Source organism: Nibrella viscosa (genome assembly GCF_039541875.1).
Classification (GTDB): Bacteria; Bacteroidota; Bacteroidia; order Cytophagales; family Spirosomataceae; genus Nibrella; species Nibrella viscosa.
Genome location: NZ_BAABHB010000005.1, coordinates 136,811 through 149,317 on the forward strand (window position 1 = coordinate 136,811; position 12,507 = coordinate 149,317).

Sequence of the window (12,507 nt, forward strand, 5' to 3'; positions counted from 1 at the left end):
CGTGTAAAACGGAGTTGTACTCCGTTTACGTGGTAGTAACGGAGTTGTACTCCGTTTTACAGGTACTCCGCCAGTTCAAGCCAGCGGTCCGATTTCTCGGATATGAGTTGGTCAATTTCTTCGATTTCTCGGGCCCAGGCCGTCAGTTGCTCGTGGTGACCGCCCGTATTAAGTTGATTCAAAACGGCAGCTTTCCGTTGCTCCAGTTCGGCAATTTCTTTTTCCAGCGTTTCGTACTCCCGTATTTCCTTAAACGACAGCTTCTTTTTCGGTTCCGGTTCGACTTTCGCCTGTTCAAGGTTAACTACCGGGGCGGCTTTTTGGTTCTTGCCCAGGCCGGCAGTATTGCCGGCATTTTTACCGGCAGTGTCGGCGGCAGGAGCCGGTACACTATTGCGCCATTCGCGGTAATCGGTGTAGTTGCCGGGGAAGTCGCGGATCCTGCCTTCGCCTTCAAAGACAAACACGTGTTCGACCAGTCGGTCCATAAAGTACCGGTCGTGGGTGACGATGAGCAGACAGCCGGGGAAGTTCAGCAGAAACTCTTCCAGCACGTTCAGCGTGGTAATGTCGAGGTCGTTGGTAGGCTCATCCAGAATCAGGAAGTTCGGGTTCTGCACCAGCACCAGCAGGAGTTGCAGCCGCCGTTTTTCGCCCCCGCTCAGCTTATGCACAAAGTCGTACTGCTTTTGCCGGCTGAACAAAAAGTGCTGCAGCAACTGACTGGCCGTAACCGTCTCACCCGACGCCAGCTTCATCACCTCGGCCACATCCTGCACTACATCAATTACCCGCTGATTTTCGGGCAGGTTCAGTTCGCTTTGGGTGTAGTAGCCGAACTTGACCGTTCCGCCGGTGACGATACGACCGGAGTCGGGGCGAATCTGATCGGTCAGCATGTTCAGCAGGGTGGTTTTGCCCATGCCGTTCTTGCCGATCATACCAATCCGGTCCAGCCGCTTGAAGGTATAGGTAAAGTGGTCGAGCAAGACCTTGTCGCCGAATTTCTTGCTGAGGTTTTCCACCTCCAGAATCTTGCTGCCCAGGCGGGTGGTACGCAGGTTCAGCTCCAGCCCATCGTCGTTCCGGCGCTGGCTGGTTTTCTCCTTCAGGTCATTAAAGGCGTCAATGCGGTACTGCGCTTTGGTACCACGGGCTTTGGGTTGCCGGCGCATCCATTCCAGTTCGCGCCGGAACGTATTCCTGTTTTTGTCCAGTTCGGCGGCCGCTACGGCTTCCCGCTCGGCTTTCTTTTCCAGGAAATACCCATAATTGCCTTTGTAGCCGTACAAGGCCCCGTTGTCCAGCTCGGCAATATGGTTGCAGACCTTATCCAGGAAATACCGGTCGTGCGATACCATCAGCAGCGTCTGGTTCTGCGTACCCAGGTAGTTTTCGAGCCATTCGATGGCCTCCAGATCGAGGTGGTTGGTCGGTTCGTCCAGAATCAGCAGGTCGGGGTTCTGAATCAGCACTCGCGCCAGGGCTACCCGTTTCCGCTGCCCACCGGAGAGCGTCGCCACCGGCTGCTCCACATCCTGAATACCCAACTGACCAAGAATCTGCCGGATTTGGGCTTCGTAATCCCAGGCCTGTAGCTTCTCCATATCGGCCATGGTACGCTCCAGTGCCGCTGTATCGTTATGCGCCAGGGCGTGTTCGTAGGCGCGGATGGCTTCCAGTTGGGCGCTATCACCGGCCAGTACCACTTCCATCACTGTCAGGGCATCGTTGAGGTCGGGCTGCTGGTCGAGGTAACCGATGGTAATATCTTTGCGGTGACTCACCAGCCCCTCATCGGGCGGAACGGTGCCCGCCAGAATCGACAGCAGCGTGGTTTTGCCGGAGCCGTTGGCCCCCACAATGGCTACTTTGTCGCCCCGGTTGAGGCCGAAGGTGAGGTCCCTGAATAAGTATTTGTCGCCGTATGATTTGGTTAAATTTTCGGCTGATAGGTAGTTCATTGACTCAATACTAGGCCGCTGCAATGATCCACCGGACGATGGCACAAAGGCATTGGCAACTACGGAATGACAAAAATACATCGGCGCGGCCGACAAATTTTACTTTTTTTGATGAACGGGTGATTATCGCCTGTACAGGAGTAATATCGGTTGTACTTTTACTTTCTTTACTGATAACCCGCTTAGTTCTAAACTGAAAATGTGCTTAAAAAGTCTCTTGCCGGTTGCTTTATTTGTCGCCGGCTGTTTCCTGCCCACCTACGCTCAGGAACCAGGTAAACCGTATACGCTGGCGGTGCCGGGCAGTAATATTTCGTACGACATGGTGGCTATACCCGCCGGCGAATTCATGATGGGTAGTCCGGCCAGCGAGAAAGGCCGTAGTGCCGACGAAGGGCCGCAGCATAAAGTAAAAATCGAGCCGTTCTGGATGGGCAAGTACGAAGTTGTCTGGGATTTTTACGACCTGTTTACCTCCAAAAATATGGAGAAAGACATGGCTTCCAAATATCCCGGCTTCGATGTTGCCAAAACGGATGCCTCTACCCGCCCCAGTCCATCGTACGTGGATATGTCGTTTGGCATGGGCCGCGCCGGCTATCCCGCCATCAACATGACGCAGTACGCAGCTATTAAGTTCTGCAAATGGCTGTACGACAAAACCGGCGTTTTCTACCGCCTGCCTACCGAAGCCGAATGGGAATACGCCTGCCGGGCCGGTACCAGCACTCCGTATTCGTTCGGTGCCGATGCCGGCAAGCTGGGCGAATATGCCGTTTATAAGGCAAACAGCAACGGCTCTTACAAGAAGATAGGCACCAAAAAGCCGAATTCCTGGGGTCTTTACGATATGCACGGCAATGTGATGGAGTGGACCAAAGACCAGTATGTTGCCGATTACTATGCGAAGAAAGCCAAAGGGCAGGTTAAAGAACCGTATGCGCCCGTTACCACGCTCTACCCGAACTCGGTACGGGGTGGCTCGTGGGATGATGACCCGGACGTGCTGCGCTCGGCCGCCCGCACCCCTTCCGATGCATCGTGGAAAGTGCGTGACCCGCAAAGCCCGAAAAGCGACTGGTGGCTGACCGATGCTTCGTTTGTCGGTTTCCGAATAGTACGCCCGGTCAAAGTACCGTCGAAGGAGGAAATTGACGCCTATTACAACATCAAGCCGATTAAAGACTACTAAGATGCTTGCCCACACCCCGGAGCCGCCCTATTACACGGTTATTTTCACCTCGGTCCGTACAGAAGTGAACGAAGGGTATGCCGATACGGCGGCCCGCATGGTTGAATTAGCCGCCGGACAGCCCGGCTTTCTGGGCGTTGAGAGCGCCCGCAACGACGTTGGCATCACCGTTTCATACTGGGCTAACCTGGAAGCGATTCGCAACTGGAAACACCAGGCCGAGCATACGCTGGCCCGGCATCAGGGAAGAAAGAACTGGTATCAGTGCTTTAAGACCCGTATCTGCCTGGTAGAGAGAGATTACAGCTTTGAGCGGCAGCCAGAGTAACTTTCCAAAAAATTACAAGTAATTCCGCCTTTTCACTTACTTTTATTACATATATCAACCCTTTTCGTTACACATTGACCTTTACCTCTATGACGAACGATACGAACCGTCGGGATTTCCTGAAAGCCTCCGGCCTGCTGACGGGCGGGGCTTTGTTAAGCAGCCTACCCTTTGGCGCTAGTGCCGGAGGTTTCCATAACTCCATGGACGATACCATTAAAGTAGCCCTTATAGGCTGCGGAGGTCGGGGTAAGGGGGCTGCTCAGCAGGCGCTTAACACCAAGCAGAATGTTAAAATCGTCGCTCTGGCTGATGCCTTCCGTGACCGGCTCGACGATGCGTATAAAGTCCTGACTAGCCGTGAATTGAAAGATGCCAGCGGCAATCCCAAAGTAGACGTGCCGGACGAGCGTAAGTTCGTCGGCTTCGACGGCTATAAGCAGGCGATTGCACTGGCCGACGTCGTTATTCTGGCAACTCCTCCAGGCTTCCGGCCGATGCACTTTGAAGAAGCCGTCCGGCAGGGTAAGCACGTCTTTATGGAGAAACCCGTAGCCACCGATGCACCGGGTGTTCGCCGGGTACTGGCGGCTGCCGAAGAAGCGAAAAAGAAGAAGCTGAACGTGGTAACCGGTCTGCAACGGCGTTACCAGCCCAGCTACCGGGAAATGGTGAAGCGCATTCAGGATGGCGCACTGGGCGATATCATCGGCGGACAGGTCTATTGGGTGAGCGGTGGCGTCTGGCAAAACCCCCGTAAACCGGGTCAGACCGAGATGGACTACCAGATGCGTAACTGGTATTACTTCAACTGGCTGTGTGGCGACCACATTACCGAGCAGCACGTGCACAACATCGACGTAGCCAACTGGGTAAAAAACAGCTACCCGGTTTCCTGCCAGGGAACAGGCGGACGTCAGGTGCGGACGGATAAGAACTATGGCGAGATTTTTGACCACCACATCGTTGACTTCGTCTATGCTGATGGCACGACCATCAACAGTCAGTGCCGTCACTACGAAGGCACTTACAGCCGGGTAGACGAAATGTTCCTCGGCACCAAGGGCAAAGTAGAAGGGATGGAAAAGAAAGCCAGTGCCCTGATGGCCTACAACGGCACACCGATTTACAGCTACAATGCCAAGGCCGACGGCAACCCGTACCAGATTGAGCACGACGAGCTGTTTGCCGCCATTGCCAAAGGTGAATACAAATTTGCCGATGCCGAGCGGACCGCGAAAAGTACCATGACGTCGATTATGGGTCGTATGGCAACCTACTCCGGTAAAGTGGTGAAGTGGGAAGAAGCGCTCAACTCCCAGATCGACCTCTTCCCCGATCGTCTGGCCTGGGATGCCATGCCTAAAGTACTGCCCAACGCGGATGGATATTATCCGATAGCGGTTCCGGGTAAGACTATCGCAGTGTAGTTTGTAGTTTGAGGTTTGAAGTTGCTCCGCTGGTGCTAGCCGGGTGGCGGCCTCGTTCATACTATGAACTAGAGACCTCAAACTCACTTAAAAGCGGCCGACTTCCAGCTACGGAGTCGGCCGCTTTTGTTTTCAAGGAGGTAGAGTTCGGTCTGGGGAAAGCGCTGGAGGAGGTGCCGGCTTTTGCGCCAGCCCGCTACGCTGAATACTTTGGTGAGGGCATCGGCCCGCCAGCCGTCGGGGGCGAGTACAGTAGCCCGGACAAAATGGCGCAGCCCCAACCCGCTGCGGGGGTCCATAATGTGTGAGTACCGTCTGCCGTTGTGCTCCAGGTAGCGGTATGTATCGCCGGAGGTAGTAATGGCTGTATTGGTTAGGATCAGCGTCAGCGTATCGGCATCATTGGCTTTACCCGAGCCCACATCAATGCGCCAGCCGGGTTGGTTCGGAGGGGCATCACCTACCAGTATATCTCCCCCTAAATCGATTAGAGCAGAGCGAATACCGAAGAAGTGAAATACCTTTAAGGCTTCATCAATGGCAAATCCCTGCCCAATGCCGCCCAGATCGAGTTTCATGCCGCTGCGGGTTAATCGTACCGAGCGCGTAGCAGAATCTACTTGAACCAACCGGTACCCCACTGCCCGCCGGGCTTTTTGCAATTCGGCTTTGGAGGGGAATAGGTGCCGGCGAACGGCCCGTCGCCAGAGTTGCGAGAGTGGGCCGATGGTGGGATCAAACCGGCCACCAGAGTTTTCGGCAATCCAGAGGGCTTTGGATAGGACATCAAATAATGCCGGCGATACCTTTACCCAGCGGCCGGAACCGGCGGTTTCAGACAGGCGATTGATTTCGCTGCCGTCGAGGTAATCGCTCATGATCTGGTTGAGCGTATCCATACGGGCGTATACCGCCTGAACGGCCTGCTTCGCCTTTACACTGTCCGGCGCATAAAAAATTAGTTTGAATTGCGTACCCATCAGGCCACGTTCAAAACTATAGCGCCGGAGGATCTGGGCGTGTATCGTGCTGGTCAGAGCAGACAGGAACAGCAGCGTACAGCATGTCACCAGAAACAGATTATTTTTGTGTTTCCAGCGCTGGAATTTATTGTACATCTGTTAGTTTAGGCGCTTCATCAAAACAAATTACCAATTTTCTCTACCATGACTACTCAAGTTCGTAAAGCAACCGCTCTTTGCCTGGCGGGTTCCATCCTGCTGGCGAGTTGCTCTAGTTCCACCACCATTATTTCCAAACCGAGCGGAGCTAAAGTGTACCTTAACGGACAGCCCGTAGGCACCACACCCTACACCCATTCCGATACCCGCATTGTGGGCAGCACCACTACAGTTCGGCTGGAGAAAGAAGGCTACGAAACCCTGAATACCTCCTTCTCCCGCGATGAGCAGGCAGATGTGGGTGCCATTATCGGCGGTGTCTTTCTGCTGGTCCCGTTCCTCTGGACGATGAAATACAACCCCACGCACACGTATGAGCTGATAGAGGCCGGTTTCCAGCCGCCCCGGACCATGCCTATTGGTGTTGTGTCGGAAAGCGTTGTAAAATCGAAAGCCGATAAGCTCCGGGAACTGAAGCAACTGCTCGACGAGAAGTTGATTACCCCGGAAGATTACGAAAAGCAGAAAGCCAAAATTCTTTCAGAAGAAAAATAAACCACCGAAATAAGGCGGCCTTATAGGTGTGCCGCCTTGTTCCGCAAATACATATCGGCCAGTACTAGCGCGGCCATAGCCTCTACAATTGGCACCGCTCTGGGCACAACGCAGGGGTCATGGCGACCTTTGCCGGATACCGTTACCGGCTGGCCATGTACATCGATACTGTCCTGATCCTGCATAATGGTAGCCACCGGCTTAAACGCCACCCGGAAGTAAATATCTTCACCATTGGCGATACCCCCCTGTATACCGCCCGACAGATTAGTAGCCGTTCGCACCTGCCCCTGCTCATCCGTATAGAAGGCATCGTTATGTTCAGAGCCATATAGCTCAACGCCGGCGAAGCCGCTGCCGTACTCGAACCCTTTAACGGCGTTGATGCTGAGCATAGCCTTGCCCAACTCGGCGTGCAGCTTATCGAACACCGGCTCGCCCCAGCCGGCTGGTACGCCTGTAATGACGCAACTGACCACGCCCCCAATAGAGTCACCTTTCTTACGGGTTTCGTCAATGTAGGCAAACATCTGCTCCGCCATGTCGGGGTCCGGGCAACGCACGGCGTTCTCTTCGGCCTTTGCCAGTTCCAGTTCCTGATACGATTTTTCCAGCTTCAGTTTGCCCACCTGCGATACATATGCCTGCACCTGAACGCCCTGCTGCCGCAACAGCATCTTGGCCACGGCACCGGCGGCTACGCGGGCGGCCGTTTCGCGGGCCGACGAACGCCCGCCCCCCCGGTAATCGCGGGAGCCGTATTTGACGTGGTAGGTATAGTCGGCATGTGAGGGCCGGAACTGTTCGGAAATATGCGAATAGTCTTTGCTCCGCTGATCGGTGTTGCGGATGATGAGGGCGATGGGTGTTCCCTGTGTTTTGCCGTCAAAGACACCGGACAGTACCTCATATTCGTCGGCTTCGCGCCGTTGGGTGGTGATGCGTGACTGACCGGGTTTCCGGCGGTCCAGTTCTGATTGGATAAAATCTGCGTCGAAGTCCAGGCCGGCGGGGCAACCATCAATGACCACACCAATGGCCGGGCCATGCGATTCGCCGAAAGTCGACAGTTTAAACAGGGTTCCGTAGGTACTACTCATTTTCTAAATAATAAAAAGATCATGCCGATTATCATCAGGGCAATCAGCACATTAGCGATGGCCCGGACGAGTACCGGCCAGTTGATTGCCTGCTCCGTACTATCCAGCTTTTCGATGCCGGTGTAGATGGAGCCCGGTAAATTGGTACGAACGGTATCCGCCGTAGCCACCGTTTCGCCTACCCGCAAGACCATTTTTGGCCGCAGAGTGTCGTACTTCGCAATTTTAGGGTTGAAGTAAATCCATTGGAAGGTCTTTTCCAGCGGAAACAGCCCATTTTGTTTCGGAACCAGAAAGTACTGGAACGTTTTGTAACCAGATACCCCATCGATACTCCGTTTTTTGGTTTCCTGCAATTTTGGCGGAAATACCTCTATTGCATCGCTTAGGCTTACGCGGGGCGCATAAAGCGCCGAGATATTGCCCTCCCCAATAACCCTGAAATCGTAGCGGACGCTCTGCCCCACTCTGACACCCCGACGCTCCAGGCCCTCCTGTAACCGGAAAGAGCCAACGGCAACCTGATCCCGTAGCGGATGCGACGGCAGGCGTTTCACGTCAATACTGGCAGAGGCACTCGTGAATTTAATGTTTTCGGTTTTTTGCCGGCCGGCACCCGGTTTAACCGCAAGCATTGTCAGGCTTACCTCCGGCATCCTGATCGTACGGGCGGTCAGCGGAAAATAAATGGCCTCGTAAATCCTGAACTCGTTATACTTTTTACCCTTACTGGTAACCGGAATGCGCTTCACCTCCGTTAAGCCGAGATTTTCTTCCCAAATATCAAACGGACGTATTTTCTTCAGCATAGCCTGCAACTGTTGCTCCAGGTGCTCAAAGCGAAGTTCGTACGGGTAATCTTCAGCAACATATAAAGAAAGCTTTACCGGAAAACCTTCGCCCTTGTAAACGGATGCAGCCGTTGCCAGCGCAAAGAAAGCCGCGTCTTTGCCGACCACAGGTGTATTGGCCGAAAGCGTCTCCTCGTCATCAATGGAGCGAACGGTCAGGGTAGCCTCTTCTGAACGGACGGCAATCTTGCCAATATTTATGGTAAACGGCGCCAGGCGATACGTACCCGGTTTGCCGGCTATATAGTTTTGGGTAATAATGCGGCTACCGATAGGTTTGTCACCTCCTTCTTCGGTAATAACACTGGTTGATATTTCCCGTTTTGTAAAGCCGGGAATGGTTGGAAAGGTAATAATAGGCCGCTGTTCGCTGTCCCGGATCACCACCGAAATGGTAAACGGCCGTTCAATCGGAAAATCGGTTGCACCCAATTCGATACTGACCGAATTATCAGTAACTTGAGCCTGAGCTGCTAACAGGCAACAAAAAAATAATGCAACTGTTCTTTGGAATATTTCTATAAACATCCTTAAATTCGGGCAACAATTTCGAAAACAGGCCGTTAGTTTATAAACGGTCTAAACAAGAGTACCGTTAACGTTCACCATTCCATAGGCTGTTAACCAAAAATGATCAAGTAGTATGGCAACAATGCTGGAGTACATTAAGACTATCTTGCAAAAGGTAAGTTTTGACAAAGCCCTGTTCGAAAAAGAACTCCGTAAAGCCGTCAATATGCTGGTACCCGACGAACTGAAAGAACTAAAATCATGGTGTTATAAACAGTTCGGCAAAATGTACCGGGTCATTTTGAACCGATGTTTTTCCAGGGTGGTACCAGGCTAACTTTTTTTTCGTATCAACTAATCTGACTAACCTCCGGCCCACCCCGGAGGTTTTTATATGTTATCGATTGAACAATAAGCGCTGCCCGGCCCGCTCAACCAGGATGTTCCCGTTTTCGTATACCAATTCTCCGGACACGATCGTATGTGTAATAGAGGAACTAAACGACTGCCCCTCCAACGGCGACCAGCCGCATTGATACAACAACGATTCTTTTGTCACGTCTGTCGGGTGCCTTGTATCAACCAGGACTAAATCAGCCCAATATCCCTCACGTATATACCCCCTACGTTCAACCTGAAAACAGTCGGCCGGAGCATGGCTCATTTTCCGCACCAGTGTCTCCAGCGACAGCTTTCCCTGCCGGACAAATTCAAGCATCATCAGCAACGGATGCTGCACCAGCGGCAGCCCCGCAGGTGCCTGCCAGTACGACTGCTGCTTTTCGTCCCAGGTATGCGGAGCATGGTCGGTGGCGATAATATCCAGCCGGTCGTCGAGCAGAGCCGCCAGCAGTTGCGGCTTATGCTCCGGTCCTTTAATAGCCGGGTTGCATTTGATCAGATTGCCCAGCCGCTCATAATCCGTGCTGTCGAACCACAAGTGGTGTACGCAGACCTCGGAGGTAATCCGTTTTTCGGTGAGCGGAATATCATTGCGGAACAGGTTCAGTTCGTCGGCGGTGGAGATATGCAGGATGTGCAGCCGGGTGTTGTGTCGCTTCGCCAGCGCCACCGCCATTGATGATGATTTCAGGCAGGCTTCCTCGTTGCGGATGAGCGGATGCAGCCGGGCGGTAGCCGAGTCTCCATACGCCTGCCGGTAGCGTTCGGCATTGTCCCGTACGGTGGCCTCATCTTCGCAGTGGGTAGCAATCAGCATGGGGCTTTGGCGGAAAAGCGCCTCCAGCACCCGCTCTTTATCCACCAGCATATTGCCGGTTGATGAACCCATGAAGATCTTAATGCCGCACACATTCCGCGTATTGGTCTTCAGCACCTCCTCCAGGTTATCGTTGGAGGCTCCCATAAAGAACGAGTAATTGGCGAAGGCAGTTCGGGCCGCTATCTCGTATTTATCGGCCAGCAGTTCCTGCGTCAGTGCGTTCGGCACCGTATTGGGCATTTCCATAAAGCTGGTCACTCCACCGGCCACGGCTGCCCGCGACTCGGTCCGAATGGTGGCTTTGTGCGTCAGGCCCGGCTCCCGAAAGTGCACCTGATCATCAATTACTCCCGGCAACAGGTATTGGCCGTTGGCATCAATGACCCGATCGGCGGCCCTTCCCGACAGGCCGGAGCTAATCTGGGCAATCAAGCCGTCTTCGATATAGACATCGGCATCGGTAATCCGGCCTTCGTTGACAAGTCGGGTATTCAGCATTAACAAACGGCTCATAGGCAAGGTATCAGTAGGGTCAGGCGTTGGCTTTGAGTTGGGCAACTTCTTTGGCAAAGTAGGTCAGAATGATTTTGGCCCCGGCGCGTTTAATGGCCGTCAGCGATTCGAGCATGGCTCGTTCGCCGTCAATCCAGCCGTTGCGGCTGGCCGCTTTAATCATAGCGTACTCCCCGCTGACGTTATAAGCGGCAATGGGTAGGTCAAAATTATCCTTCAGCAGCTTAATAACATCCAGGTACGCCAGCGCCGGCTTCACCATCAGGATATCGGCTCCTTCGGCATAGTCCAGTTCGGCCTCAACCAGCGCTTCTCGGCTGTTGGCGTAATTCATCTGGTATGTCTTTTTATCGCCAAAGCGGGGGGCTGACTCCAACGCGTCGCGGAATGGCCCGTAGAAGGCGCTGGCGTATTTAGCCGTGTACGACATAATGGCTACGTTGGTAAAGCCCTGGCTGTCGAGTGTGTTTCGGATATAGCCGACGCGACCATCCATCATATCCGACGGCCCAACCATATCGGCACCAGCCTTTGCCTGCGCCACAGCCATGTTGCCGAGGATTTCCAGTGTCGGGTCGTTCAGGATTTTGCCGTTCTCGACAAAGCCGTCGTGGCCGTCGGAGCTGTAGGGGTCCATAGCGACATCGGTCATCAGGCACACATCCGGGAAGCGATTCTTTATCTCGCCAATTGCCCGCAGGTAAAGTCCATCCGGATTGGTACTCTCGGTAGCGTACTTATCTTTTTTGGATTCAGGAAGATTAGGAAACAGGTCGAAAGCGTTAATGCCCAGATCGACACACTCCTGAATTTCGTCGAGCAGGAGATCCAGCGAACGCCGGTAAATGCCGGGCATGGATTCTACTTCGGTCTTGGTTTTTTCTCCCTCAATTATGAAGAGGGGAAAGATAAAATCAGTTACCTCCAGCCGGGTTTCCTGCACCAGATCACGGATAGCAGCCGACTGCCGGTTGCGACGCGGTCGTCTAATCAGATTCATAATCTACAGATCAAGCAATGAGTTTAAAGCCTTCGCCGTGTACGTTCACCAACTGAATGGTCTCATCCTCTCTGAGATATTTCCGGAGTTTGGTTATGTACACGTCCATGCTACGGGCGTTGAAATACGAGTCGTCGCCCCACACCATTTTGAGTGCAAAGCTACGGCTTAATGGGTGATTCAGATTCTGCGCAAATAATTTTAGGAGTTCCGACTCTTTGCTGGTTAGTTTCTGGCTATGCCCGTTGCGACTCAGCATCTGGTGGGGGTAGTCGAAGCTAAACGACCCAATCTGGTACACCGCCGTTTCCGGCTGAACGGCCGTGCGCTGGTACCGCCGGAGAATAGCCTGAATCCGCAGCAACAGTTCCTCCATGCTGAACGGCTTGGTGATGTAGTCGTCCGCCCCAACTTTAAAGCCCTGGATCGTATCCTCCTTCATCGACTTAGCCGTCAGAAAGATAATCGGCACATCGCGTTCCGACATCCGAATTTCTTTGGCGAGCGTAAAGCCATCCTTCTTCGGCATCATCACATCCAGAATACACAGGTCGTACTCTCCCTGCATAAACTGCTGCAGGCCCTGGTTGCCGTCGGTAGCGCGGTCGGTTTCGTAGCCTTTCAGGGTGAGGTATTCCTCTAACAACTGACCCAGGTTGGGGTCATCTTCTACGACAAGAATTTTTGGCATACAATATCCCGGAATGTAATTCCGGCAGTT

The 12,507-nt window shown here is 53.4% G+C and carries 12 protein-coding genes; 5 read left to right on the forward strand and 7 right to left on the reverse strand.

What is annotated here, in order from left to right; translation table 11 throughout:
• Positions 1-56: 56 nt before the first annotated feature.
• The gene (locus tag ABD931_RS14360) at positions 57-1,964 is read right to left on the reverse strand and encodes an ABC-F family ATP-binding cassette domain-containing protein (RefSeq protein WP_345268235.1); all 1,908 of its coding nucleotides are present in this window, start codon (positions 1,962-1,964) and stop codon (positions 57-59) included.
• Between the two features lie 199 nt (positions 1,965-2,163).
• On the opposite strand from ABD931_RS14360, the gene ABD931_RS14365 reads away from it, so the two are divergent.
• The 3 genes from ABD931_RS14365 to ABD931_RS14375 all read left to right on the forward strand — a co-directional run bounded on the left by ABD931_RS14365 (position 2,164) and on the right by ABD931_RS14375 (position 4,914).
• On the forward strand, positions 2,164-3,156 hold the full coding sequence (locus tag ABD931_RS14365) for a formylglycine-generating enzyme family protein (protein ID WP_345268237.1): 993 nt from the start codon (positions 2,164-2,166) through the stop codon (positions 3,154-3,156).
• A 1-nt stretch (position 3,157) separates the two neighbouring features.
• Positions 3,158-3,484 carry an antibiotic biosynthesis monooxygenase family protein gene (locus tag ABD931_RS14370; protein ID WP_345268239.1) on the forward strand — a complete coding sequence of 109 codons (327 nt, stop codon included), beginning with the start codon at positions 3,158-3,160 and terminating at the stop codon, positions 3,482-3,484.
• Between the two features lie 89 nt (positions 3,485-3,573).
• Positions 3,574-4,914, forward strand: coding sequence for a Gfo/Idh/MocA family oxidoreductase (locus ABD931_RS14375; protein ID WP_345268241.1), 1,341 nt, complete (start codon positions 3,574-3,576; stop codon positions 4,912-4,914).
• A gap of 83 nt (positions 4,915-4,997) precedes the next feature.
• Here ABD931_RS14375 and ABD931_RS14380 read toward each other — a convergent pair whose 3' ends face one another.
• Positions 4,998-6,032 carry an FAD:protein FMN transferase gene (locus ABD931_RS14380; RefSeq protein ID WP_345268243.1) on the reverse strand — a complete coding sequence of 345 codons (1,035 nt, stop codon included), beginning with the start codon at positions 6,030-6,032 and terminating at the stop codon, positions 4,998-5,000.
• Between the two features lie 48 nt (positions 6,033-6,080).
• Here ABD931_RS14380 and ABD931_RS14385 point away from each other — a divergent pair, with 48 nt between their 5' ends.
• Positions 6,081-6,590, forward strand: coding sequence for a PEGA domain-containing protein (locus tag ABD931_RS14385; RefSeq protein WP_345268245.1), 510 nt, complete (start codon positions 6,081-6,083; stop codon positions 6,588-6,590).
• A 20-nt stretch (positions 6,591-6,610) separates the two neighbouring features.
• On the opposite strand, the gene aroC is transcribed toward ABD931_RS14385, so the two are convergent.
• Both aroC and ABD931_RS14395 read right to left on the reverse strand, forming a co-directional pair.
• Positions 6,611-7,690: a chorismate synthase gene (gene aroC, locus ABD931_RS14390; protein ID WP_345268247.1), complete on the reverse strand. Its 1,080-nt coding sequence runs from the start codon at positions 7,688-7,690 to the stop codon at positions 6,611-6,613.
• Entirely contained in the window at positions 7,687-8,973 is a 1,287-nt protein-coding gene (locus ABD931_RS14395) for a BatD family protein (protein ID WP_345268249.1), read from the reverse strand. The genes aroC and ABD931_RS14395 overlap by 4 nt, the downstream gene beginning before the upstream one ends.
• Positions 8,974-9,184: 211 nt before the next feature.
• Between ABD931_RS14395 and ABD931_RS14400 the strand changes: the two genes are divergently transcribed.
• Complete coding sequence (locus tag ABD931_RS14400) at positions 9,185-9,388, forward strand: hypothetical protein (protein ID WP_345268251.1); 204 nt, start codon at positions 9,185-9,187, stop codon at positions 9,386-9,388.
• 60 nt (positions 9,389-9,448) lie between these two features.
• Here ABD931_RS14400 and ABD931_RS14405 read toward each other — a convergent pair whose 3' ends face one another.
• Genes ABD931_RS14405 through ABD931_RS14415 form a run of 3 tightly spaced genes read right to left on the reverse strand, consistent with a single transcriptional unit; the run spans position 9,449 to position 12,477 of the window.
• Positions 9,449-10,786: a dihydroorotase gene (locus tag ABD931_RS14405; protein WP_345268253.1), complete on the reverse strand. Its 1,338-nt coding sequence runs from the start codon at positions 10,784-10,786 to the stop codon at positions 9,449-9,451.
• A 19-nt stretch (positions 10,787-10,805) separates the two neighbouring features.
• Positions 10,806-11,786 carry a porphobilinogen synthase gene (gene hemB, locus ABD931_RS14410; protein ID WP_345268255.1) on the reverse strand — a complete coding sequence of 327 codons (981 nt, stop codon included), beginning with the start codon at positions 11,784-11,786 and terminating at the stop codon, positions 10,806-10,808.
• A 10-nt stretch (positions 11,787-11,796) separates the two neighbouring features.
• Positions 11,797-12,477, reverse strand: a complete 681-nt coding sequence (locus ABD931_RS14415) for a response regulator transcription factor (RefSeq protein WP_345268257.1) — start codon at positions 12,475-12,477, stop codon at positions 11,797-11,799.
• Positions 12,478-12,507 lie beyond the last annotated feature (30 nt).

Bases quoted from the DNA above. Each gene is read 5' to 3' on its own strand.
- ABD931_RS14360 (WP_345268235.1), bottom strand. From the start codon at position 1,964: ATGAACTACCTATCAGCCGAAAATTTAACCAAATCATACGGCGACAAA.
- ABD931_RS14365 (WP_345268237.1), top strand. From the start codon at position 2,164: ATGTGCTTAAAAAGTCTCTTGCCGGTTGCTTTATTTGTCGCCGGCTGT.
- ABD931_RS14370 (WP_345268239.1), top strand. From the start codon at position 3,158: ATGCTTGCCCACACCCCGGAGCCGCCCTATTACACGGTTATTTTCACC.
- ABD931_RS14375 (WP_345268241.1), top strand. From the start codon at position 3,574: ATGACGAACGATACGAACCGTCGGGATTTCCTGAAAGCCTCCGGCCTG.
- ABD931_RS14380 (WP_345268243.1), bottom strand. From the start codon at position 6,032: ATGTACAATAAATTCCAGCGCTGGAAACACAAAAATAATCTGTTTCTG.
- ABD931_RS14385 (WP_345268245.1), top strand. From the start codon at position 6,081: ATGACTACTCAAGTTCGTAAAGCAACCGCTCTTTGCCTGGCGGGTTCC.
- aroC (WP_345268247.1), bottom strand. From the start codon at position 7,690: ATGAGTAGTACCTACGGAACCCTGTTTAAACTGTCGACTTTCGGCGAA.
- ABD931_RS14400 (WP_345268251.1), top strand. From the start codon at position 9,185: ATGGCAACAATGCTGGAGTACATTAAGACTATCTTGCAAAAGGTAAGT.
- ABD931_RS14405 (WP_345268253.1), bottom strand. From the start codon at position 10,786: ATGAGCCGTTTGTTAATGCTGAATACCCGACTTGTCAACGAAGGCCGG.
- hemB (WP_345268255.1), bottom strand. From the start codon at position 11,786: ATGAATCTGATTAGACGACCGCGTCGCAACCGGCAGTCGGCTGCTATC.
- ABD931_RS14415 (WP_345268257.1), bottom strand. From the start codon at position 12,477: ATGCCAAAAATTCTTGTCGTAGAAGATGACCCCAACCTGGGTCAGTTG.